Raw genomic sequence first — 19199 nt, 5'->3', positions numbered from 1 at the left:
CCTACTCCTCGAGGGCGGGGGCGTCGCCGGGGATCCCGCGCCCGGCCGCCTGGGTGAGCTGCCCGAGCGGGTCGCGGGCGGCCTGCTCGTCAAGCTGCTTCTTCCAGCGGGCGATCTCCACCTCGGTGGCGCCCCAGCGCTCCCACAGGGCTTCGCTGGGCACGCCGAGGGTGGCCATTTTGGTCAGCGAGTCGACCAGCTCGCCCTCGGTGCGGAACTCCGGGTTGCGCCACTTCGTCTCGATGATCTCCGGACCCGTCGCCAGGCGCTTCGCCCGCCTGGCCAGGCTCATGGTGTCCTCGAATCCCTCACCGGAGGACCGGTTGCGCTGCCGAACCTTCGACACCAGGCCGGACTCCGACGCCTTCAGCGTCTCGCCGTTGACGTTGGACATCTCGCCGAGCAGGTACTGCGCCGGCGTGCGGGTACGGCTCGCGATGTCCTTGACGTCCTCGCGCTTCGCCGCCGAATACGGGTCCAGCGGCGCGGCATCCCACTGACCGAACGCGGTCTCTGCCGCGTCGGAGGTGACGATCCGGTTCCGGCCGATGTCGATGCGGGTCGGGTTGCCGTCGACATCCTCGGACGGGAAGCCCTTGGCCCACTTCTGCGGGAACGCCCCGAAGTCCTGGGTCATCAGCCGGTCGGCCAGCGTCTTGTTGATGCGGTCCTGGACCACAATGACGTCGGCCAGTTCGGACACGCCGCCGGTCAGCATCCGCGGGTTGTTCGCGACCTCGACCAGCGGGACCTCACCGAGCGGGTTCCGGGCCGGCCACGACTCGCCGGCCACCCGGCGCGGCTCCCACCGCGGATCCACGGTCGGACCAGCTGGCGGCTTCGGCGCCTCGTACTTGTAAATCTTGTCGGGCAGGTAGAGCGTGGCCATCTGCTTGCCGGTCCAGTCGTCCTGCCACACCTTCAGCCCGGCCGCACGCCGCCGGCGGCCCGAGCCGGGCTCGTAGGCAACGGTGGCCTGCGTGGGGTGCTCCGGGTAGATCAGCGGCTGTCCATCGCCATCCGGCGGGGCGACGAGCAGGAAGCTGCAGCCGCCGATCGCCGCCTCGAGCAGGATCTGGTCGGAGCAGGCGTCCAGGTTGTTGGCCTGCCAGATCTCCCACGTGGGCATGTCGGCGGCCAGCTCGGCACCGATGCGGAAGCCCTCGACGATCTGCCGCTCCACCATGGCGTCGACGACCAGGCCCATGTAGTTGCTGTTCGACAGCGACAGCAGCCGCGCGAACTCCTCCTGGGCCTGGTCGGGCAGCCACGGCAGCCGTGGCGGCCGGCCCCGGTAGTACGCGTCGTACAGGTCGAACCGCTTGCGCTGCTCCTGAAGCTGCCCGTACAGGTGCTTGACCCACCACAGCGGGCTGCCGACGGGATCGGGCTGCGTCACGTGCCCCCCTCGTCGTCAGTAGCCGCGGACACGGCCGGTCACGCGGGTCAGGGTCTTGCGTGGGGGAACCCACGCGTTGGCGGCGGTCACGTCTCCGGCGGCCTCATGGCACAGGATCGAGGTGATGCAGGCGTCGATCTTGCGGCCGTCTTCCGGCTTCGTAAGCACGTACTGCGGGTTGTCCTTGGTGCCGCCGGCCCGGGTCTCTTTATGGGTGGCCTCGACGTGCTCCGTGGTGAGCGCGCAACCGTCGTGCGTGAACGTCGAGTCGGACTTGAAGATGTCGGTCTTCAGGCGTTCTGCCGCGGCCTGCATCTGCGTCGGCCGCTGCGTGTACCAGCGCAGAACGACCTTCTCGCCGTACTGCTTCGCCCAGTTGTCGACCTCGGTCGCCCAGTACGGCGGGTCGGCGTACAGGCGCACCACCTGGAAGCGGCGCATCAGCTCGGCCATCGCGTCGTCGACCTCGAGGCGCGGGGCTTGGCCGTTCCAGTCGGCCGGGTTCCAGATCGTCGGCAGCTTCAGCGGCCCGTACGTCGGGGTGAACTGGTAGCCGTCTTCGGTCTCTGCCCGGATCGCCGTCCAGTCGTCGAGGTCGGAGCCGTCGAACCCGAGCACGATCGCGGTCCCGTCGGGCACCTCACGCGGCTTGGCGCGGGCCTTCCAGGGCTGGATTTCGTCGAGCCAGGTGCCGGCGCCGGCCTTCATGCCGTTGCCGAAGAACCGCTCCGCCTGGGTGACCTCGCCCTTCTCGATCAGCTCGGCAGCGAAGCCCTCGATCGCGTCGAGGTTGATGTGCCCGGACCCGGCGTAGACGACCTGGTGGATCTTCCGGCGTTCGGCCTTGTTCCGGTAGCTGAGGTGCTTCGGCGGCGCCCGGTAGAACTTGAAGATGTCTTCGGCCTTCGAGTTCCACGTCGTCTGGGCCTGGGACTTCTGCGTCGGGTCGAACGCGTTCGTCGTCTCCTGCGATCGGCCCTGCATGCCGGCGAGACCACGGTTCTGGGTGTCGCCGACGTTGGTCATCTTGTTCTGCTTGGTCCAGATGCCGGTCTCGTCCTGCGGCGCGTACGTGATCGGATTACCGAGCCGCGACTGAGCCGAGCTGGTGACCACGTCGATCCGGTTCAGCTCCGGGTCGTCGTCGTCCATCGTGCCGAGGATCCGGGTGAAGTCTTCGCCGACCTTCATCTGGTCGGACAGCGGACCCATCTTGATCATCGCCTTGAGCGGGCGGTAGATGTTGTCCGTCTGCTCCTGCGACGTCGCCGTGATCTGGATCAGCGGCGTCGGCCAGCGCATCGCCATCGGCTCGCCCGGCGCATATTCGTACTCCCAGCCGCACCCGCACCCGTGATCCGAACACGCCCACCCGTCGCCCTCGCCTGCCCAGCCGGCGAACAAGGCCGGGCCGACCGCCTCGATCGCCACACCGGTGGCCGACCACGGGCCCTTGCCGGTCTTCTGCGGGGCGATGATCAGCGAACGCCGGTTGTGGAACGCGGTCGACAGCAGCGGCTGCTCAGGGATCCACAGCGCGTCCTCGCGGACCCGGTAGTGGTTGAGCGTGCACCACTCCTGCCACGGGTACATCTCGAACGGAGCGCCGCGGCGGAACCCGTCCGGGACGACACAGTGCGCACGGACCCAGTCGACGGTGATGAACAGGGTGGGCCAGGAGACGACGAACTCAGGCGTCTCCACCGACGGCCTTGAGCCAGCGGTCACGGGCACCTGGAGCGGCCGGAACCGTCGGCGCGGTCTTCTCGGTGCGCTTCTCGGCCACCTGGTTCGCGGCGATCTTCCAGCCGTTCTCCTTCAGCCCGGCCGGCGTCAGCCCGACCTGGTCGGCGAACCGGTGCAAGCTGTTCTTGTCCGCGGCGGTGGCATCGCCGGACTCGCAGACGGCGGCCGTTCGGACCCACAGCGCCACGGTTTGCCAGCGCCACGGCTCGGTCGCCCAGGCCGCGGCCTGCGGGGTCTGCCACGCCCAGGCCCACAGGGCCAGCTCGCGCTCATGCCGGGCCTCGGTGGCCTCCGCGTCGAAGTCCTTGTGACGCCGCTTGTCCTCGAAGTAGATGTCGTAGACGTTGACCTTCGGCAGCGGGAACTCGGGCGCCTCGCCGTCGTAGCCCTCGGCCGGCAGGGCGGTCAGGGAGTGGCCGATCCGCGCCGACTTCAGTGAGGTCGGGTCCTTCTGCGGGCCGGACCGGTTTCGTGCTCCACCAGATGGCATTTCGATCTCCTCAGCCGCCTCGCGCGGCATCGGTTGGCCATCACATCGCGTGACGGTCCGTAGTCGTTCTGGAAGCCTGAACCTTGCTGACCAGGGAGAGCCCTCCCCGGCGGTCCTCCGGCCTAGCCCTGGAGGGGGTCACCCCCCACCCTTCGTCACTCAGCGTGAGCATGGGCGGGTCGTGCCGGGTGGTCTCGCTTCGTGTAGAAGCGGTGCGTCGGGTTGTAGTGCAGATACCGCTCGGTGCCTGACTCGTGCTGCTCGCCTTGTCGTCGCGCTTCGGCGATGTCCACGATGCGCATGCCGCAGGTGCACGTCAGGTCCACGTCAGCCTCCGTGTGCTGCGTGGTGTCCGTCGCCGGGATGGGGGTCAGCGTGACGGGCAGGGCGCACGCGTTGGTGACCTTGGCTAGGTCCTCGGCCATCTGGTTGATGCGCGCTTGGATGGCGTCGAGGTAGCTCATGCTCAGCCTCCGTGTGCTGCTCGTCCGCCTGCTGCTCGGTTGCAGGTGGCGTGCTCGGGTCCGGTCCAGCTCTTGCGGTCTGGTGTGTGGCCGAGGTCCCACGGTTGGCCGGGGAGGATGAGGCGGGCGGGCATGGTGCACACCTGGGCGTGGCAGTGAACGGTGCATGCCTCGACCTTGGGCTTCCACCAGGTACGCAGCCTGTCGTGCTCTGCGGTGTAGCCACGCTGCTGCCGTGTCCCGCGCTGCTGCTCTCGCTCGCTGCGGTGGATGCCGCATCGGCCCGTGGTCACGAGTTCGGGGCAGCCTGGCTGTGTGCACACGCGCATGGCTGGCATGCCGCCTCCTCGGTGGGCACGGGAGCGCAACTCCCCAGCCGCGCTCCCGTTTCCCCGCCCGACCGTCCGCCACGGTGGCCTGGAACGACGAAAGCCCCACCCGGTTGGGGTGAGGCTCGTCGTGGTGTTCACCGGAGGCACTGCTCCGACGTTGATCACATGTTGGATTCAAACGCCGCCATTGTCAACCGCCGCTGACGCGTGTCACTCCGCAGGTCGCCACTCTTCGCGGTAGTCGGGATGGCCGGCGTAGGGCTGGGCGAGCGCCTTAAGCATCTTGACGCTGGTGCGGCTGGGGTCGTCCCAAGACCAGCGCCCGTTGCCCCATTCGCCGTCGATCTGGTCCTCGTCGCCTCGGACGTCTTCGTGCAGTTCGATCAGCTTCCGCTTGGCCTCCACCTCGGTCAGGACGCGGGCCGGATCCCAGCGGGCGATGTGCATGGCGTCGAGAGTCCGGACTTCCTCGGACCGCACTACGAAGTGCGGGAGGTCGCCCAGTCCGCTGCCGACCGGATACTCCTCAACGCTACGCAGGTCGGCACGCCCGTAGTCGTTCAAGCACTCTTCCGCGACGGGATCGAGTGTGAGGACCTGGTCTTGATCCGGTTCGACCCACTGCCAGTGCTCGCCCGACGGCGTCCAGCCGTCGTGCTTACGTCGTGACGCCTCCCGCGCCACCTGCTCGTCCTCGTCCAGCCGGGCCCGCAGGAACACGATCAGGTCATCCACGACGCTCGCCGCCTTCGAGCCGTGGTGTGCGCAGCAGTTCGCTGGCGCCTTGGAATCGACTGACGACCTGACCTTCCGTGTGCTCACATTCGACGAACAGCGCCTCGCCGGTGTAGGTGTTCTCGTCGGTGGTGATGACGATCGGGTGCCGTTCGCCGGGGTAGTGCTCGGCGTCGATCCGGCCTTCCCAGCTGAAGCGTTCCCAATCGCCGCCGTTCACGCGCAACGATCCGCTGCGCTCGGGTCCGCCGTTGACGGAGATGAGGATTGTGGGGGCGGTGGGCATCTGGTCATGCTCCCATCTCGGCGGCCTCACGGGCCGCTCGCCTGTTCGCCGCGTCGAGCGCCAGCTGCCGAACGTCGCCGACGTAGTGCAACCGGGGCCCTCGCCGTGCGGTCTCGTCTCGCCACTGCTGGTCGGTCGCACCGTCGGTCCGCTCAGCCCATGGCGTCACGTGTTCGCCCTGCCGCCAGTAGGTGCGCAGCTTGGCGGGCCGCAGCACCCTGCCGCTTTCGGACCGGAACTCGGTGGCCCAGGTGCGGATCGTCTTGACGGGTACGCCCAGGGCGTGGGCGATGTCGCGTGCTGGTGCGGCGAGGTCGGCGGTGAGTCCATCGAGCCATTCGCGCCGGTCGCGTTCGGCGTATTCGGTCTTGCAGGTGCGGCAGCGTCCGACGTCCGCGCCGACCCGGATGTACACGTCGCCGTCGCACTCGGTGGACGCGGGCATGCCCGGTTCCCACGGCTCAGGGGTGAGCTCGACCGCCCCACACGGCCCGAGGTACTTCCGCTCGGGTGGCCCGGCGGTGATGTCGCGCATGGCCCGTACGCAGTCCTCGATGTCGCCGTACAGCTTGCCGACCTCGGCCCGGTGCCGCGCCCATTCCAGGTACTCGGCGAGGAACCACACGGCCAGCACGATGGGATCGCCTTCGCCGGGCACCGTCACGCCGCGCTCCTCGGCGATGTCCCGGGCCGAGGTGGTGAGCGCGTTCTGCACGGCGTCGAGGCGGGCTCCGGCGCCGAGGTTGAGCGGCATGGACGGGCCGGGCACGCCTGCCCCGTCTGAGCCGCCGGCGGTGTGCCGGTGGGCGATGGCGCGGGCCGGGTCGAGCAGTTCCAGGATGCCGTCGAGGTGCCGTCGGGCCCGGTCCCGGCAGCCTGGGTCCGCGTACCCGTCGGGCGTTGGTCGGTCGCAGATCACGCACTCGTTCTGGCTGGTCACGCGCCCTCCTCGATGCCGAGCTCGTAGCGGAGGCGTCCCAGCCGGATCGGCTCCCAGCAGCGAGGCAACCGGCTCAGGGCGGCGCTCATCGCCTCGGATGGGCCTTGCATCCAGGCAAGCGCGGCGACCTTCAGGAGCGAGGCGTCGATCCACTTGTCCAGGCGGGGGTGATGGTCGTGCTGCGATCCCGGGCAGCAGACCTCGACCAGCGGGTACGAGTAGCGGCCGACCAGCAACGGGCAGTGGGCGTGGGCGCGGAGGGCTTCGTGTGCGCCTCGATCGAGGATGGCGGCGAGGGCGATCTCGGGCCGGGTGGCGTCGATGTCGATCACGATGGCCGGGTCGTGTGCCATGCACAGCAGGCGGTAGTCGCTGCTCATCACGCCTCCTTCGGGCATTCGGGGCCGCAGATCCACTCGCTGCGGGGCGTCTGATCGATCGCGGTCACGTCGATGCACGTCGGGTGCGGCGGTTCAGCGTCGAACTGCACGCCGGCGAGTTGCCGAACTGCGATCGGGTGCCAGCGGTCGAACTCGCTCAAGACCCGGGCGAGGGAGTCGGGTCTGACCGGATTGGCAACGGGCCAGTCGCCGGTAATGCGCCATCCGAAGTCGGTCGCCATCACGCCTCCTGCGTCTCGGGTCGGGTCCAGCCGGCGGCTTCGATCTCGTCGTCGGCGGCGTGGGTGAAGACGTGGACGAGGGGCTGTCCGGGTTCGGGTTGGTGCCAAATGCCGCGGTAGGCGCCGGTCCAGACGGTGATGGCCTGGCGGGCGTCGACCAGGGCGACGTGAACGACGGGGATCACGCGTCCGCCTGCCTGCGTCGCGGCTGGACGTCGCAGGTCCGGCAGGTCTTGTCGTCCTCTGCCCAGCAGTGCGGGTTGAAGCATCCGGGGCAGTCCTCAGGCGTGCATCGCCAAGCCTGCGTGGAACGGCAGGCCTCAGGAGCCCCATGAGCGATCTCTAGACCCCTTGACCCCAGTCGGATAACGGCTGAGGGGGTTTCGGCCGCCTCCGTGGCACTCAGGCCGGTTTCCGGGCCGCTCTGGCCCAGCGGCACGAGTGCCAGTTGGTATCCGAGGGCGGCGAGCACCGGGCCGAGCGACGTCGGGTTCGGCGCGTAGTCGCCGTTCTCCCAGCCCCACAGCTGCGAGTTGACGGCGCTGGCGTCGCGGCCGGTGGCTTCGGCGATGCTGCGGGCGAGTTCGCGCCGGCCGATCTGAAGCTGGGCCCGGACCTGGCCGAGGGCGGCGCCGAGGCCTGCGGGGTCGTCGATGCGGATCATGTGTCCTCCCGGGGGATCAGCGCTAGGTCGTAGCCGAGGGCGTGGGCGAGCTTCACCAGCGAGCTGATGTCCGGCGTGCGCAGGCCGCGTTCCCAGTAGCTGAGCTGGGAGCTGTGCAGTCCGGCGTCGGTGGCGAGGTCCCGCTGGCTGATGCGCAGCAGCTGCCGGAGTTCGCCGAGGGCGGGGCCGATGGCGTCGGGGTTGATGCGGATCATGCGTTCACCTGCCGGGTGGCCTGTTTGCGGTCCTTGGCGGTGGTGGCGCCCCAGACGCCGTGCTGCTGCTGGGTGGTGAGCGCCCAGTCGGCGCATTCGTCGACGAACGGGCAGGTACGGCAGAGGGCCTGGGCTTGCAGGAGCTGGATGTTGTTGCGGCTGTGCCACAGGTCGGGGTCGTTGTCGGGGTTCTTGCAGGGCAGGCCGGGTTCTTGGATGAACGGCGGGTGCGCGGACCGGAGGGCGGTGAGCCGGGTGGCGAGCCGGGCGACGGTGGGCATCAGGACACCTCCCGCATGCGCTTCGGCCGTAGCCGACCGGCGGAGGCCAGGATCTCGACGGCGCTGGCCTCGCGTTTCGCGTCGTCCTCCCACCAGGCTCCGGCCGCTTCGCGCTTCGAGGCCTGCCAGGTGACAACGGGGGCCATGCCGGGCACGAAGTCCGGGTTGGGCTGGGCGTCCTGCTGCCGCTGGAAGGCCTGGTGTTCGCGCCGCCAGTGCTCGTGCCGGGGGGCGAGTGCCTCGGTGCTGCTTTCGGGGAGCACGTCGCGGACCTGGTGCACGAAGTCGCGGATCTCGGCGGATCGGTCGGTGAGCGGGCCGGCGGTGGCGGCGTAGGCCTCGAGGGCGTAGCGCTGCTCGTCAGAGCGTTCGCGTTCCCGCCGGTCGGCGCGCAGCTTGAGGGCTCGGCGGCGGATGTGGGCGGGCATCAGGTACTCGGTGCTCTCGCGGTGGTGCTGGGCGATGGCGTCGAGGCAATCGCCGAGCTCCAGGTCGCCGAGGACTTCGTGCCAGGCGAGCAGGTTGGCCTGGCCGATGGTGCGGTTGTCGAATCCGGCGGCCTTGCCGAGGACGGCGCCGATCTCTTCGAGGTTCATGATCCGATTGCCTTCCGGTCGGCTTCGGCTTGCATTTGGCGCCCGAGTTCGAGGGCGGCGTTGACGCGCTGGTCGGTGATGGATGGCCGGTGGTCGTCGATGGCGACGACGTTGCGGGGCCTCGCGTTCATGACCTGGTTGACGAAGCTGGGCAGGGTGCGCGGGTTGGAGCCCTTGGCCTGCCAGATGCGGATGCCGTGCTCGATGTCGCCGGGGGCGGTGCCGTCGCCGAGCATTTCGAGGACGAGCCGGCCGACGTCGTTGATCACCTGCCGGGGTGGACGCCGGTGGCAGGACTGGATCCAGGTGGCGACGATGCCCTCGGCTTGGCCGGGGTCTCCGAGGTCGCGATCGCTCGGCGGCTCGGGTGGGCGGCGGGGGGTCGGGGGGTCTTCCCTTCCCTGTTCCCTGTTCCCTGTTCCTTTCCTTTCCGCCAGTGAGCCCTCAGTGAGGCGTGCGTGAGCCGTCACTGATTCACTTGCTGGTGACTTGCGCTCAGGCTCGCTACCAGGCGTTTCCGCAGGCTGCGAACTTGCGCTGCTCCTGCTTGGCGGCGGTTCGGGGCTCTCCGGGGGCGGCGGAAGCTTGCTTTTCGTCGGCCGGTTGATCCGCTGGTGCTCATCCCATGTGCGCACACATAGGTATGAGCGCTCACCGACCTTGTAGCGAAGGATCAGTGAGGACTCAGTGAGTTCTTTCAGGTCCCGCTCGACGTCACTGGAGATGCGGTCGTCGAGGGGCCAGACGGCGGCCTTGATGAGCCGGGGGTCGTCGACGCAGCGGCCCTGGTCGTCAACGTGGGTCCACAGCCCGATGAACGTCAGCCGGGCCTCGACGGACAGGCCGGCGACCGTGAGCGAGGTGAAGAACTCGGGCTTCACGGTGCGGATGCGGGCCACTACCGGCCACCTCCTGGAGTGGTGCGGTACGGCACAGCGGTGTCGGGGTGCGGAATAGCGCACAGCCATGGCATCATCACGCCAGGGCTCCTTCCGGTTCGGGTGAGAATCGGTGTTGCCTCAGGCCGGTCGGGTGTTACCAGCACCCGATTCGGCCGTCTCAATTCTCCCAGGTCACGGGGCATGTCGATCTGCGCCGCGCCCATTCCCGGTGTATTGCTGATCACTGTTTCCCTCGCGTCTTTATCCACAGCCTGTGTGCAATTCCTGTGGGTGACGGAAATGCGCCCCAGCGTTAATTCCGGAACGCATTTCCGGGCAGTCATTTGCTCATGACGGTCCGCCCCGCGACCACTGCCGCATGTAGACGCGGTTCGCCTCGGCGCATGCCTGGTCGACCGGCTCGCCGCGCCGCTTGTGGCGCGACCACGCTGCAGGTGTCCCGCACGGCTTCAGACCCGCCTTGTCGACCGGGCTGTGGGTGCGGTGCCAGAACGGTGGTGGCGTCTCGTGTTCGTGCCACAGCGCCCGGAAAGCGGCCCGCGCCCGGCTGACCCGTTGCCGGGCCAGCCTGACCGTCACGCCCAGGGCGACGGCCGCGCCGTCGATGTCACCGGCGGCGGCGAGCGCCAGCAGGGTCTGCTGGTGGATGTCGGCGAGTTGCGGCCAGATCTGGAATGCCGCGTACCGGTCGATGACGGCGCCGCTGAAGTCGTGCGTGACCGTGTTGGACCAGTACTGGGCGAACCGGTCGGAGGCGCCGGTCGGCCCGTTGTAGCCGCCGCTGCTGGATGCGCCGTGGTGGCGTCGGTCAGTGGCCCCGGCATGCCGGACGGCGTTGAGGCCCGCGTACCAGAGATCCCGGCCGGTGGGCGGCTGCTCGACGGTGAACAGGTGTTCGACGATCGCCGACCATGCCTCGTCGTAGCGGTCGTCGTAGCCGGCCGCCGACGGGGATGCGGTGATGGCGGCGCTCTTCGCGAGGCCGTTGAGGTCGTGCAGCGTGTAGCCGTGCAGCACGTCGGTCACGCCGCCTCCCCGATTAGGTCGAACAGCGGGATCTCGACGACACGCGGCGCGGGCGGCGCGGCGACGTGTCCCTGATCGCGGCAGGTCCGGGCGATCAGGTCGCGGTGGAAACGGATGGTGGCCCGCCACTCCTCGAACCTGCCGTGCTGCCGATCGCGGATGCCGGCCGGGCTGGCGTCGTATGGGGCGCCGGAGCCGAATGAGAAGCCCGCAGTCCGGGGTAGCCGATAGTCGAGCCACGTTGCCCGCTCGGCCTGGCACGACTGGCACACCGGGATCACCGGGACTCCTCTCCTGCCGCAGCGCTCGCGGCATCCGGCACCGGTTCGGGCAGGGTGTGGTTGGCGTCGCCGGGCCGGCCCATCCGTCCGCAGTCACGGCAGGGGCGGGCGGGCGGCTTGCGCCGGTCCAGCGGGTCAGGCGGCAGGTCCGGGTCGGCGACGAAGACGTGCGGCTTCACGAGGCACCAGCCAGGGCGTGGTCGGCGATCAGGCGGCCGACGAGTTCTCCGACCTGGGCGACGACGGCGTTTCCACCGGCCGCAACCATCCGGGCGGCAAACCCATCAGCCATTCCGTCAGGGCGACACTGGGCCTCCAGCGCCCGCTCGCCTGGACGAGACCAACCAGCCGGCTCCCCGTCCCCGGCCCGTACCGGCCCATCAGGGTGTTGATGCCGCCCCATCCCTTGCGCCCCATCGACGCGGTGGGGGTGGGCCACCAGGAACAGCCGCTCTCGTGTGTGTGGCGCACCCACGGCGCACGCGGATAGCACCGTCCAGTCCGCATCGAACCCGTCCTCGGCCAGGTCACCGAGCATCCATCCGAAGGCGTCGGCGTCAGCAAGGAGAGCTGCGACGTTCTCCACGAGGACGTACTCCGGTCGTACTGCGCGAACGACAGCACGGAACCAGGGCCATCCCCAGCGAGCGTCGCCGGTGCCGCCACGGAGTCCGGCGGTCGAGAAGGGCTGGCAGGGGTATCCGCCGGCAACCAGTCGAACAGCGGGTCTTGGGTGAGATGCCCACCAGGCCGGGGCCGTGCGGACGTCGTCATGCTTCGGAACCTCCGGCCAGTGGCGGTCGAGGACGGTGCGGCAGGTGTCGTCGAGTTCGACCTGCCCGACACAGGTCCAGCCCGCGCGGTCCAGGCCGAGGTCGAGTCCACCGATGCCGGAGAAGAGGGACAGGTAGGTGAGGTCACCCATCACGAGCCGCCCTCGCCGCCGGGCTTGCGGTAGGACTCGTTGCCGACCGCCCTGCCGACCCGGCAGGTGTAGATGTCGCAGGGTTCGGCGAGCGGGCAGGGCTGCTGTCCGCCGAGTTCGCTGGGCGCCCCGCACCACGGCCGTTCGGCGCCCGGCTTGTCGGCCGGGTCCGTGCAGTGGCGTAGGCGTTCGTCGAGCAGCCAGTTGCGCATCTCAGGCGATCGGACCTGGGCCAGGTGGTCGTCGATCTGGGCGACCATGCTGGCCGGGTCGGTGCGGAGGATCCCGGCGGGCTGGTCGGTGGCGGGCAGGGCCGGGCGGCGGGTGAGGCGCTTCAGGAAGTCGAACATCAGGCCACCGCCGTGCGGCTCGGGCTGGTGAAGTGCCGGGCGTCGTACCGCTCGTCGAGGTCGGCCGGGTTGATGCCCAGCCGGTCGAGGACGTAGCAGATGTACTGCTCCCACTCGCCGTTCAGGGCGCCGCCCTCCGGCGTGTACTCCCACAGCAGGGTCGGCAGCTGGTCGGCAGGCGCGTCGAGGCCGAGCACGGCGGAAACCGAGGTGTGACCGATCAGCGCCAGGTAGCCGATCTCCGGCCGGTCGTCGCCGGTCTTGACCTCGTGGGTGACCTGGTAGAACGCGGCGAATGCGGCCAGAGCCTGGGCGGCGAAGCAGCGCTTCCAGTCGTCGCGGGTGCCGTTCTCGTCGGGCGTGGGGGCAATCTCGTGGGCCCGGTTCAGGAAGTCGATCGGGGTCATCAGGGTCTCCCGTATGTGGTGCGGGCCGCCGGAGTGTCACGGCGGCCCGCGAGCGATCTACTGGGGTGGGGGTGCCAACCGGTCCGGGTCGACGGCGAGGTAGTCGGCGCACCAGGCAGCAGCAGGGCTGCCGGTGCGGTCGGCGACGTCGCGCAGTACGGCGATCGCCGTTTCGTAGCCCTTGCGGGCTGAGCAGGGCTGTTCGCGTTCGATCAGGTCCAGCACGGCGGTGAGCCCACGATCGACGTCCGGGCCGAACATCCACGGCGCCGGAGGCCACCCAGCGGCATCCGCGAAGGCGCGGCGCATCTCATCGGTCAGTCCGATCACGACGCGCACCCCTCGCAGAAGCCGTCACCGCACTGCGAGGGCTCTCCGCAGGTGAAGCAGGCCGTCAGCGGGCCGCCGCACTTCCGGCAGACCCACTTGACCTTCACGGTCTGCTCGACCAGCGGGCGATCCCATGGCGGCCGGGGCTCGATGCGGTAGTCGCGCTCGACCAGGGCGAGCACGTCCTTGATGGCCGCTTCCATCCACGGGTCCAGGCCACCGACGGTGATCCCCATCCGGGACTTCACCGCGGCCCGCATCTCGTCGGTCAGCTCGATCATCGGTCGCCCTCCCTGGCGAGATCGGCAACGGTCAGTACGACCTCCCCGTAGCCGACCTTCAGCGCCGGGCCACGACGCAGATCCGGGCCCACCAGATGGCTGTCCGAGTCATCCGGCAACAGCCCGTAATCCACCAAGCCATCGACCAGCGCCTTCAACGTCGGGTAGTAGTTGTGGGCGTCGCGGCGCCGGTTGTCCGGGAACCGCAGCACCGCAACCAGATGCGCGTACTGCAGCCTCGGCAGGCAGGCCCGCTTGGCGTGCACCAGCCCGGCGTCACGCCAAGCCCGGCGGTCCGGGGTCTGCCGCCGGAGGTCGCGACGTTGATTCGCAGACAGCCACGGCGCTGGCGCGGGGATCGCCACCGTCCACGGGCCTGCGGTCGGCGCGCTCACTCGGCACCGCCTGTCAGCGTCTCCAGTGCCACGCCCGGGTCGAGCATCCGGGCCAGGTCCACACCCAGCACCGCGCAGATCGCCCGGCCCTCACCGACCGACACCTTCCGGCGGCGGCGCTCGATGTCGACGACGAACCGCACGTGCCGGCCGAGCTCGGCGGCGAGACGGGTCGACGACCAGCCGCGGGCGTGCCGGACCGGACGCAGCCGCTCAGCGAACAGGCGGTCCGTCGCGTCGGTGTTCGCGAGGGTGGCGTTCACTGGGCACCGCCGGGAACCTCGGCGGGCTCCGGCCAGTCCTCGGCCACCTCGCCCTCGATCGCGTCGCGCTGCCCCACCTGCGGCGGCACGTACGTCACGGGGGCAGCAGCGGCGGCAGGCTGAGGAGCCGACATCCGGGCTATCTCGCGCCGGTACTCGGTGCTCGACGGAACCCACTTCTCCAGCTCGTGCACCGCGCACTTCAGCCACATCGAGCGCTCCCACTTCTTCCACGGGGAGTCGGAGCGATTGTTCGACGGGTTCATGTCCCGGTGGGCGAGCACCTCCTCGCGGCCCATCTCGACCGGCCGGGACATGCCGCCGTCGAGCATCACCGCGTATGCCCACACGCCGAGCAGGGGCCCGCGCTGCTCCGGCGACGCGAACCGCTCGTAGCGGTGGATCGGGTGCGGCATGCCCTCCTCGTACTCGTAGAAGTCGTTCTCCCTGACCACCTCGGCCCGCACCGACTGGACGGCGCCGGCCCGGTAGATGCGCTCGATGACGCCCCGGTAGCCCTCCCAGCCCTCGATCGCGCCCTTGATGGGGACGAAGTAGTAGGCGGGGGTGCCGGGTTCGTGGCCGAGCCGGGCGCAGTCGAGCATCGCCGTCATCAGGGAGCCGGGGTTGTTCATGGCCGTGCGCATGAGGTTCTGGTCTCGGCGCAGCACGCCCTGCGCGAGGCGGACGAACGTGGCGGGCGGCAGGTGCGACGGCAGCACCGCAGCGAAGTCATTGCGATAGTCGGCGACCAGCGCGGTGGGCGACTGGTCCCGCTGGGCGACGGCGTTGGCGATGGTCTCAGGCACGATCGGCCTCCAGGAGTTCTTTGGCCCGGGCGTGCGGGCATCGGCGGTCTAGGTCGGTCCAGCCGTGCGCCTTGCAGTGACCGTGATGGTCGAAGTCGCACGGGTCCGGGTCGGTGAGGTCGCTGATCAGCTCTCGGATCAGAGCGAGGGCATCGGCGGCCGGTCGCAGCTCACGCATAGCTGCCTGCTCTTCCGGGGTTGAGTCGATCGGTGGTCGGGTAGCCGTCGTCGATCGCGAGCAGCTCGTCCTCGTCGGTCGAGGTGCGCTCGAAGACGCTTCGGGAGGCGACGAGCTTCTTGCCGCACATGGCCCGGTTGAACTCGGAGCCCAGCGCCGCGCGGATCTCCGCCTCGCACTCGGCGACCCGGGTCTTCGCCTCGTCCCGGTCGGCGCGGGCCTGCCGGTACCGCTCAGCCAGGTCGACGAACACCTGAACGTCGCCCTCGCCGACGGCCGGGTGCAGCCGGGACAGGGCCGACAGGGTTGCGTCGTGGCCATCCAGGTCCGGGATGTCGCCCTCGGCGAGCCGCCGGTGGAAGTCCTGCCCGGCGCCGCGCATCATCCGCAGGTCTTCCTCGGCCCGCTCGTCGATGTGCACGGTGTACGAGCGGAACCCGCCCGGCCCGAGGGCGGCGATGTAGACGGTGGAGGCGCCGAGAACGTCGGCCTGCCACAGCACCTGGGCCCGGTAGTAGACCGGGATGTCGTCGGTGCCGGGCTCGCCCCAGCCCTCCCATGTCGCCGACGCCACCCACTTAACCTCGAGCAATGCGACCAGCGGCCCGATGCCGGGCTTGTCGAGATCGCAGTCGGGGCAGATGGCGAAGGCGTCGACGCCGTCAACCAGGCCGCTCCCGTCGCACTCCGCGCACGGCAGGTAGAGCAGTCGATCCGGGGTGGCGAGCTGCCACGGCCGGTCCGGGTGTGCGTACAGCCCGGCCGGGGCCGCGACGAGGTTCTCGAGCGGGTCGTGCGAGGCCATCCACCAGTCGGCGATCGCCGACTCGAGGTGCCGGCCGTTCGACATGTGCTCGTTGTCGCCGGTGGTCCAGGCGTTGACCTTCTGCCAGTACAGCGAGAACGGCGACGCCCACCGGGACAGGCCCATCACTGCGGCGATCTCCGACGCGGTCACGCCCTCACGGCGTAGCTGATGCCACCGCTCGTCGTGCGGACCGGTGCCCGGCGGGAGCAGCTCGATCGCCGTCATGACGCCACCTCGGCCTCATGCGGGTTGCCGTCGAACCGGAGCCGGACGTCGTGCACCCACCGGTCGTCAGCACCAGCCTCGGCGGGCCACCACTGAGCGAGCCGGCCGCACTTCACGCACCGCCCGTACCGCTCGTCGGCGGCGTAGGCGATGTCGGCGGGGATCAGCTCCAGAGCGGCGAGGACACGCAGCACCTGCCCGGCGTCGTCGATGCTGTCCATCCCGGCGAACAGGTTGGTCCCGTCAGCCCGGTCCGGGTAGCGAACGCCGAGATCGGGACCGCTGCGGCCGCTGCGAAGACGCCACAGGCCCACCGTGAGGCCGTCCTCGCGCTCCCAGGTCAGCTCAACGGCCGGAGCCCCACGCCGGTTGTCGAGCACGGTGCGCGGCGCGGTGACGCCCTCCCGTCGCCGGGCGTCGAGCATCGCGCGGCCCACGGCGCGCCAGTGCGGGAACGTCTTCACCGGGCCACCTCCCGCGAGCGGTGCATGCGGAGGGCGAGCGCGGCCACGATGACGGGCAGCGCGTGCGGTTCCATGCGGACGGAGATTTCGTGCGCGAAGTCGATGTTTGCCTCGACGTCGTCCAGGCCGTCGTAGTCGGCGGCGGAGGCCAGCATCTTGTCGACGAGCTCGGCCAGGCCCTGGTCGAACAGGGAGCGGAAGGCGGGGGGAAGCTCGCTCACGACCGCACCTCCAGGACTGCGACGACGAACGTCACCGGGAGGGCGAGCAGGCCGGACAGGACCGCGTAGGCGATGAGCCCGGACACGGCAGCACGGATCGGATTGGCACCCCTAGCCAGGCCGTAGACCATGCCGAGGGCGGCGGAGGCAACGGCGAAGGCGAGCAGGGAGGCGAGGATTTCGGCGATGGTCATCGGGCACCGTCCTGCTCGCCGACGTACCGGGCGTAGACCTTGGACGAGGTGCCACCAGCCGGACCTACGCAACGCGCCTCGAAGGAGCCCGCCGGGGCGAACGGGTAGGGCTTGCCGTTGCGGATGTCGTTGGTGATCCGCCCGGCATTGCCGGTGGTGATGCCTTCGACGAGCAGAGCCCAGTCGCCGCGCCGCGCACGCATGGCGTCAGCGGCCGCCTGAAACTTCGATGGCCGCTTCTCGCGCGGTCCGGTGTTGCCGTGCGGCGGGGGGTTCTCCCAGCGGATGACGTCGCTCACCGGGATCCCTCCCAGCGCACCGCGCGGGTGATCGTGAAGAACTGCTGCATGACCCGCAGGTGCTGGTCGCGCGAGCAGGGGCACAACGCCCGCACGCACACCCGGTCCTGCTCGTCCAGGCGGGCCACGACCGGCAGGCCCTCACGCCGCAGCCGGTCCGCGATCCACTGCAGCCGCAGCGACAGGGCGGGCTCGCAGCCGGCGGCAGCGAACGCGGCGGTGATCTGCGCGCCGCGACGGGTGCGGGTGGTGCCGGTGGCGAGGACCGGGCCGGTGTAGCCGTCGGTGACCTCCCACGCCCAGCGCAGCAGGCCGAGCCGGAACGGGTGGGTGGCCGGGAACCGGGTGTACGTCGGGGCGGTCACTTCGCACGCTCCGACTTGACGATGTCGAGCGACGGCATCAGCGCCCAGATCAGGACCGCCCACCAGTAGCCGAGCGTCGGGATCTGCGGCATCCAGTGGTGGTGGATCGCCCCGACGGCCAGCATGAACAGCCAGCCCCGGAGCAGGGCGACCATGAAGCCGGTGAGCAGGACTTCGACCAGCCTGCTGAAGAACTTGCCGAGGGCGGCCCGCCGCGAGCGGCGGGCCTTGTCGCGGCGGATGATGCCGATGAGTTCGGCGCCGAGGGCGCGCTGGTCGGTGGCGTTCATCGGGCACCTCCCCGGCGGCCGAAGCCGAGCGCCTGGAGCAGGCGGGCGAACAGACCGGGCTGGCCGGCGCGGCGGTGACGGCCACCGGTCGGCTCACCGAGCCGGTACTGGTTGAACCGCTGCTGCAGCTCGTCGATCACCTCCAGGACCTCGGTCCTGTCCGGGTCGACACCGATCAGCGGCTGCTCAGCCGACGGGCTCAGCACCGCGAACGACACGCGCTCCATGCCGGGCTGGTCCGACCGCAGCCGGGTCACGTTGATCGGCCGGGTCGGGGCGTCGACGCCGCGGTGCACGGACATGACGCGGCCCTCCTTGTCCAACTCGATGACCCGCTGGTGGCGGGTCGTGGCGTACGTGCTGGTCACTGGTGGGCTCCCGTCGGAGTGGGGAGGGCAGGGGTGGTCACGTTGTCGATGCACAAGTCGCAGGTCACGTCCTGGAACCGGAACGTCGCGGTCTCCGCGTCCGGCAGCTCGCCGAGCCGGTCACCGCACGACAGGTCGCGGCGCAGCGTCGACGGCTGGTGGTGGATCGGAGCCGGCCGAAGCGCGGCCTCACCGCGGTAGACGGCCATCAGGAGGTCTCCGCCGCGCGCCGGACCGGGCAGTCGAACAGGTGCGGCCGGTCGGCGTCCTGCGCCTCGCACTCCGGCGAGCACGCCGGGTCGCCCTGCGCGTCGGCGGGGAGCACGATCCGCTCGTGTTCGATCCAGCGCGGGATCCACTGCTCGGCCTGCGGCTCGCCGGCGATGTAGTCGAACGCCCACCGGTCGCCGTACTTGCTGGCGAACATCGCCGCCCGGCATGCCTCGTACGACGGGCCGACGATCGTCACGTAGTGGTCGAGCAGGTGCTTGCCGGTGGTCGGGTCCGTCTGACCGTGGCCGAACGAGAAGTAGACAATGACCTGGGCGATGGGCTGCGTCATCGGGCCACCTGCTCGGCGTTATCGGCGGTGACCCGCTCCGGCGACCCGTACGGCGGGCGCACCGGGCCGTGTGGAACCACCAGCGCGCGCTTCTCCGCGATCACCAGGTCGAGGGCGGCGAGACCGGTACGGATCTCCGCGATGCGCTGCTCGTCGGTCAGCGCCTTGTCGGTGACGACGCCCTCGACGAGGCCGGCGAACGACGCGTAGAGGGAGTTGTCCGGCATGGGGCGGAAGTACTTGGCGGCGCAGGTGTTGACCTGCTCGTCGGATGCGACCTGCCGTGCCGCGCGCCGCGAAAGACGCCTGTCGGCGAGCGGGTCGGCCGGGTCGCACCAGAACTGCGGCGTGCGGGCAGTCATCGGCTCGCCGTCCCAGATGTGGGCCGGGTGGTCGTCCGTCCTGGCGCAGTTCAGTGCCGGGGTTGCCGGCGGGCGATGGTGGATGATGGGCTGAGTCACTGGACTGCCTTTCGTCGTTGGGAGT

38 protein-coding genes are annotated in these 19199 nt (G+C 70.0%); all 38 read right to left on the bottom strand.

Annotation, left to right across the window (positions count from 1 at the left end; genetic code table 11):
• Position 1: 1 nt before the first annotated feature.
• Positions 2-1399 carry a phage portal protein gene (locus CLV67_RS09640; protein WP_106316825.1) on the bottom strand — a complete coding sequence of 466 codons (1398 nt, stop codon included), beginning with the start codon at positions 1397-1399 and terminating at the stop codon, positions 2-4.
• 15 nt (positions 1400-1414) lie between these two features.
• Positions 1415-3103: a hypothetical protein gene (locus tag CLV67_RS09635; RefSeq protein ID WP_203737053.1), complete on the bottom strand. Its 1689-nt coding sequence runs from the start codon at positions 3101-3103 to the stop codon at positions 1415-1417.
• Positions 3090-3635: a hypothetical protein gene (locus CLV67_RS09630; RefSeq protein ID WP_106317143.1), complete on the bottom strand. Its 546-nt coding sequence runs from the start codon at positions 3633-3635 to the stop codon at positions 3090-3092. Before CLV67_RS09630 ends, CLV67_RS09635 begins: the two co-directional genes overlap by 14 nt.
• A 155-nt stretch (positions 3636-3790) precedes the next feature.
• Complete coding sequence (locus CLV67_RS09625; protein WP_106316824.1) at positions 3791-4099, bottom strand: hypothetical protein; 309 nt, start codon at positions 4097-4099, stop codon at positions 3791-3793.
• A gap of 542 nt (positions 4100-4641) precedes the next feature.
• The gene (locus CLV67_RS09615) at positions 4642-5166 is read right to left on the bottom strand and encodes a DUF6221 family protein (RefSeq protein WP_106316823.1); all 525 of its coding nucleotides are present in this window, start codon (positions 5164-5166) and stop codon (positions 4642-4644) included.
• On the bottom strand, positions 5159-5452 hold the full coding sequence (locus CLV67_RS09610; protein WP_106316822.1) for a hypothetical protein: 294 nt from the start codon (positions 5450-5452) through the stop codon (positions 5159-5161). The genes CLV67_RS09615 and CLV67_RS09610 overlap by 8 nt, the downstream gene beginning before the upstream one ends.
• A 4-nt stretch (positions 5453-5456) precedes the next feature.
• Positions 5457-6392: a hypothetical protein gene (locus tag CLV67_RS09605; RefSeq protein WP_106316821.1), complete on the bottom strand. Its 936-nt coding sequence runs from the start codon at positions 6390-6392 to the stop codon at positions 5457-5459.
• Positions 6389-6772, bottom strand: a complete 384-nt coding sequence (locus CLV67_RS09600; RefSeq protein WP_106316820.1) for a hypothetical protein — start codon at positions 6770-6772, stop codon at positions 6389-6391. Before CLV67_RS09600 ends, CLV67_RS09605 begins: the two co-directional genes overlap by 4 nt.
• Entirely contained in the window at positions 6772-7014 is a 243-nt protein-coding gene (locus tag CLV67_RS09595) for a hypothetical protein (protein ID WP_106316819.1), read from the bottom strand. The genes CLV67_RS09600 and CLV67_RS09595 overlap by 1 nt, the downstream gene beginning before the upstream one ends.
• On the bottom strand, positions 7014-7199 hold the full coding sequence (locus tag CLV67_RS09590; RefSeq protein ID WP_106316818.1) for a hypothetical protein: 186 nt from the start codon (positions 7197-7199) through the stop codon (positions 7014-7016). Before CLV67_RS09590 ends, CLV67_RS09595 begins: the two co-directional genes overlap by 1 nt.
• Entirely contained in the window at positions 7196-7678 is a 483-nt protein-coding gene (locus CLV67_RS09585; RefSeq protein WP_106316817.1) for a hypothetical protein, read from the bottom strand. The genes CLV67_RS09590 and CLV67_RS09585 overlap by 4 nt, the downstream gene beginning before the upstream one ends.
• Positions 7675-7893: a helix-turn-helix domain-containing protein gene (locus tag CLV67_RS09580; RefSeq protein ID WP_170153798.1), complete on the bottom strand. Its 219-nt coding sequence runs from the start codon at positions 7891-7893 to the stop codon at positions 7675-7677. Before CLV67_RS09580 ends, CLV67_RS09585 begins: the two co-directional genes overlap by 4 nt.
• On the bottom strand, positions 7890-8174 hold the full coding sequence (locus tag CLV67_RS09575; RefSeq protein WP_106316815.1) for a WhiB family transcriptional regulator: 285 nt from the start codon (positions 8172-8174) through the stop codon (positions 7890-7892). The genes CLV67_RS09580 and CLV67_RS09575 overlap by 4 nt, the downstream gene beginning before the upstream one ends.
• A complete protein-coding gene (locus CLV67_RS09570) occupies positions 8174-8770 on the bottom strand; it encodes a hypothetical protein (RefSeq protein WP_106316814.1) in 597 nt (198 codons plus the stop codon). Before CLV67_RS09570 ends, CLV67_RS09575 begins: the two co-directional genes overlap by 1 nt.
• Complete coding sequence (locus tag CLV67_RS09565) at positions 8767-9669, bottom strand: hypothetical protein (RefSeq protein WP_106316813.1); 903 nt, start codon at positions 9667-9669, stop codon at positions 8767-8769. Before CLV67_RS09565 ends, CLV67_RS09570 begins: the two co-directional genes overlap by 4 nt.
• Before the next feature lie 330 nt (positions 9670-9999).
• Positions 10000-10698: a hypothetical protein gene (locus CLV67_RS09560; protein WP_106316812.1), complete on the bottom strand. Its 699-nt coding sequence runs from the start codon at positions 10696-10698 to the stop codon at positions 10000-10002.
• Positions 10695-10979 (bottom strand): hypothetical protein, encoded by a 285-nt coding sequence (locus CLV67_RS09555; protein ID WP_106316811.1) that lies wholly within the window; start codon positions 10977-10979, stop codon positions 10695-10697. The genes CLV67_RS09560 and CLV67_RS09555 overlap by 4 nt, the downstream gene beginning before the upstream one ends.
• Positions 10976-11158 carry a hypothetical protein gene (locus tag CLV67_RS09550; RefSeq protein WP_106316810.1) on the bottom strand — a complete coding sequence of 61 codons (183 nt, stop codon included), beginning with the start codon at positions 11156-11158 and terminating at the stop codon, positions 10976-10978. Before CLV67_RS09550 ends, CLV67_RS09555 begins: the two co-directional genes overlap by 4 nt.
• Positions 11155-11904: a DNA cytosine methyltransferase gene (locus tag CLV67_RS09545; RefSeq protein ID WP_106317139.1), complete on the bottom strand. Its 750-nt coding sequence runs from the start codon at positions 11902-11904 to the stop codon at positions 11155-11157. The genes CLV67_RS09550 and CLV67_RS09545 overlap by 4 nt, the downstream gene beginning before the upstream one ends.
• Entirely contained in the window at positions 11904-12254 is a 351-nt protein-coding gene (locus CLV67_RS09540; RefSeq protein ID WP_106316809.1) for a hypothetical protein, read from the bottom strand. Before CLV67_RS09540 ends, CLV67_RS09545 begins: the two co-directional genes overlap by 1 nt.
• Positions 12254-12661, bottom strand: coding sequence for a hypothetical protein (locus CLV67_RS09535; RefSeq protein WP_106316808.1), 408 nt, complete (start codon positions 12659-12661; stop codon positions 12254-12256). The genes CLV67_RS09540 and CLV67_RS09535 overlap by 1 nt, the downstream gene beginning before the upstream one ends.
• Before the next feature lie 57 nt (positions 12662-12718).
• Complete coding sequence (locus CLV67_RS09530) at positions 12719-12991, bottom strand: hypothetical protein (RefSeq protein ID WP_146169037.1); 273 nt, start codon at positions 12989-12991, stop codon at positions 12719-12721.
• The gene (locus CLV67_RS09525; RefSeq protein WP_106316806.1) at positions 12988-13272 is read right to left on the bottom strand and encodes a hypothetical protein; all 285 of its coding nucleotides are present in this window, start codon (positions 13270-13272) and stop codon (positions 12988-12990) included. Before CLV67_RS09525 ends, CLV67_RS09530 begins: the two co-directional genes overlap by 4 nt.
• On the bottom strand, positions 13269-13667 hold the full coding sequence (locus CLV67_RS09520; protein ID WP_146169036.1) for a RusA family crossover junction endodeoxyribonuclease: 399 nt from the start codon (positions 13665-13667) through the stop codon (positions 13269-13271). Before CLV67_RS09520 ends, CLV67_RS09525 begins: the two co-directional genes overlap by 4 nt.
• Entirely contained in the window at positions 13664-13930 is a 267-nt protein-coding gene (locus CLV67_RS09515; RefSeq protein WP_106316804.1) for a helix-turn-helix domain-containing protein, read from the bottom strand. The genes CLV67_RS09520 and CLV67_RS09515 overlap by 4 nt, the downstream gene beginning before the upstream one ends.
• Positions 13927-14739, bottom strand: coding sequence for a RecT family recombinase (locus CLV67_RS09510; RefSeq protein WP_106316803.1), 813 nt, complete (start codon positions 14737-14739; stop codon positions 13927-13929). The genes CLV67_RS09515 and CLV67_RS09510 overlap by 4 nt, the downstream gene beginning before the upstream one ends.
• On the bottom strand, positions 14732-14917 hold the full coding sequence (locus CLV67_RS09505; protein WP_106316802.1) for a hypothetical protein: 186 nt from the start codon (positions 14915-14917) through the stop codon (positions 14732-14734). The genes CLV67_RS09510 and CLV67_RS09505 overlap by 8 nt, the downstream gene beginning before the upstream one ends.
• Positions 14910-15950: a lambda-exonuclease family protein gene (locus tag CLV67_RS09500; RefSeq protein ID WP_106316801.1), complete on the bottom strand. Its 1041-nt coding sequence runs from the start codon at positions 15948-15950 to the stop codon at positions 14910-14912. Before CLV67_RS09500 ends, CLV67_RS09505 begins: the two co-directional genes overlap by 8 nt.
• Positions 15947-16414: a hypothetical protein gene (locus CLV67_RS09495; RefSeq protein WP_106316800.1), complete on the bottom strand. Its 468-nt coding sequence runs from the start codon at positions 16412-16414 to the stop codon at positions 15947-15949. Before CLV67_RS09495 ends, CLV67_RS09500 begins: the two co-directional genes overlap by 4 nt.
• Positions 16411-16635 (bottom strand): hypothetical protein, encoded by a 225-nt coding sequence (locus CLV67_RS09490; protein WP_106316799.1) that lies wholly within the window; start codon positions 16633-16635, stop codon positions 16411-16413. The genes CLV67_RS09495 and CLV67_RS09490 overlap by 4 nt, the downstream gene beginning before the upstream one ends.
• Entirely contained in the window at positions 16632-16829 is a 198-nt protein-coding gene (locus CLV67_RS09485) for a hypothetical protein (protein WP_106316798.1), read from the bottom strand. Before CLV67_RS09485 ends, CLV67_RS09490 begins: the two co-directional genes overlap by 4 nt.
• Positions 16826-17128 carry a hypothetical protein gene (locus CLV67_RS09480; RefSeq protein WP_106316797.1) on the bottom strand — a complete coding sequence of 101 codons (303 nt, stop codon included), beginning with the start codon at positions 17126-17128 and terminating at the stop codon, positions 16826-16828. Before CLV67_RS09480 ends, CLV67_RS09485 begins: the two co-directional genes overlap by 4 nt.
• Complete coding sequence (locus CLV67_RS09475) at positions 17125-17493, bottom strand: hypothetical protein (protein ID WP_106316796.1); 369 nt, start codon at positions 17491-17493, stop codon at positions 17125-17127. The genes CLV67_RS09480 and CLV67_RS09475 overlap by 4 nt, the downstream gene beginning before the upstream one ends.
• Positions 17490-17783, bottom strand: coding sequence for a hypothetical protein (locus CLV67_RS09470; protein WP_106316795.1), 294 nt, complete (start codon positions 17781-17783; stop codon positions 17490-17492). Before CLV67_RS09470 ends, CLV67_RS09475 begins: the two co-directional genes overlap by 4 nt.
• A complete protein-coding gene (locus CLV67_RS09465; protein ID WP_106316794.1) occupies positions 17780-18151 on the bottom strand; it encodes a hypothetical protein in 372 nt (123 codons plus the stop codon). Before CLV67_RS09465 ends, CLV67_RS09470 begins: the two co-directional genes overlap by 4 nt.
• Entirely contained in the window at positions 18148-18360 is a 213-nt protein-coding gene (locus CLV67_RS09460; RefSeq protein WP_106316793.1) for a hypothetical protein, read from the bottom strand. The genes CLV67_RS09465 and CLV67_RS09460 overlap by 4 nt, the downstream gene beginning before the upstream one ends.
• The gene (locus tag CLV67_RS09455) at positions 18360-18713 is read right to left on the bottom strand and encodes a hypothetical protein (RefSeq protein ID WP_106316792.1); all 354 of its coding nucleotides are present in this window, start codon (positions 18711-18713) and stop codon (positions 18360-18362) included. Before CLV67_RS09455 ends, CLV67_RS09460 begins: the two co-directional genes overlap by 1 nt.
• A complete protein-coding gene (locus CLV67_RS09450; RefSeq protein ID WP_106316791.1) occupies positions 18710-19174 on the bottom strand; it encodes a hypothetical protein in 465 nt (154 codons plus the stop codon). The genes CLV67_RS09455 and CLV67_RS09450 overlap by 4 nt, the downstream gene beginning before the upstream one ends.
• Between the last annotated feature and the right edge of the window lie 25 nt (positions 19175-19199).

The sequence above is a fragment of the Actinoplanes italicus genome (assembly GCF_003001815.1).
Lineage (GTDB): Bacteria > Actinomycetota > Actinomycetes > Mycobacteriales > Micromonosporaceae > Actinoplanes > Actinoplanes italicus.
The sequence above is the reverse complement of the archived record's forward strand: the minus strand, read 5'-3'. Positions and strand labels throughout refer to the sequence as shown.

What these genes read in the sequence shown, in the direction of transcription:
- CLV67_RS09535 (WP_106316808.1), bottom strand. Translation starts at nt 12,661, where the DNA reads ATGACCCCGATCGACTTCCTGAACCGGGCCCACGAGATTGCCCCCACG.
- CLV67_RS09525 (WP_106316806.1), bottom strand. Translation starts at nt 13,272, where the DNA reads ATGATCGAGCTGACCGACGAGATGCGGGCCGCGGTGAAGTCCCGGATG.
- CLV67_RS09500 (WP_106316801.1), bottom strand. Translation starts at nt 15,950, where the DNA reads ATGACGGCGATCGAGCTGCTCCCGCCGGGCACCGGTCCGCACGACGAG.
- CLV67_RS09600 (WP_106316820.1), bottom strand. Translation starts at nt 6,772, where the DNA reads ATGAGCAGCGACTACCGCCTGCTGTGCATGGCACACGACCCGGCCATC.
- CLV67_RS09595 (WP_106316819.1), bottom strand. Translation starts at nt 7,014, where the DNA reads ATGGCGACCGACTTCGGATGGCGCATTACCGGCGACTGGCCCGTTGCC.
- CLV67_RS09625 (WP_106316824.1), bottom strand. Translation starts at nt 4,099, where the DNA reads ATGAGCTACCTCGACGCCATCCAAGCGCGCATCAACCAGATGGCCGAG.
- CLV67_RS09610 (WP_106316822.1), bottom strand. Translation starts at nt 5,452, where the DNA reads ATGCCCACCGCCCCCACAATCCTCATCTCCGTCAACGGCGGACCCGAG.
- CLV67_RS09585 (WP_106316817.1), bottom strand. Translation starts at nt 7,678, where the DNA reads ATGATCCGCATCGACGACCCCGCAGGCCTCGGCGCCGCCCTCGGCCAG.
- CLV67_RS09455 (WP_106316792.1), bottom strand. Translation starts at nt 18,713, where the DNA reads ATGACGCAGCCCATCGCCCAGGTCATTGTCTACTTCTCGTTCGGCCAC.
- CLV67_RS09470 (WP_106316795.1), bottom strand. Translation starts at nt 17,783, where the DNA reads ATGAACGCCACCGACCAGCGCGCCCTCGGCGCCGAACTCATCGGCATC.
- CLV67_RS09580 (WP_170153798.1), bottom strand. Translation starts at nt 7,893, where the DNA reads ATGATCCGCATCAACCCCGACGCCATCGGCCCCGCCCTCGGCGAACTC.
- CLV67_RS09540 (WP_106316809.1), bottom strand. Translation starts at nt 12,254, where the DNA reads ATGTTCGACTTCCTGAAGCGCCTCACCCGCCGCCCGGCCCTGCCCGCC.
- CLV67_RS09545 (WP_106317139.1), bottom strand. Translation starts at nt 11,904, where the DNA reads ATGGGTGACCTCACCTACCTGTCCCTCTTCTCCGGCATCGGTGGACTC.
- CLV67_RS09505 (WP_106316802.1), bottom strand. Translation starts at nt 14,917, where the DNA reads ATGCGTGAGCTGCGACCGGCCGCCGATGCCCTCGCTCTGATCCGAGAG.
- CLV67_RS09630 (WP_106317143.1), bottom strand. Translation starts at nt 3,635, where the DNA reads ATGCCATCTGGTGGAGCACGAAACCGGTCCGGCCCGCAGAAGGACCCG.
- CLV67_RS09575 (WP_106316815.1), bottom strand. Translation starts at nt 8,174, where the DNA reads ATGCCCACCGTCGCCCGGCTCGCCACCCGGCTCACCGCCCTCCGGTCC.
- CLV67_RS09570 (WP_106316814.1), bottom strand. Translation starts at nt 8,770, where the DNA reads ATGAACCTCGAAGAGATCGGCGCCGTCCTCGGCAAGGCCGCCGGATTC.
- CLV67_RS09485 (WP_106316798.1), bottom strand. Translation starts at nt 16,829, where the DNA reads ATGACCATCGCCGAAATCCTCGCCTCCCTGCTCGCCTTCGCCGTTGCC.
- CLV67_RS09460 (WP_106316793.1), bottom strand. Translation starts at nt 18,360, where the DNA reads ATGGCCGTCTACCGCGGTGAGGCCGCGCTTCGGCCGGCTCCGATCCAC.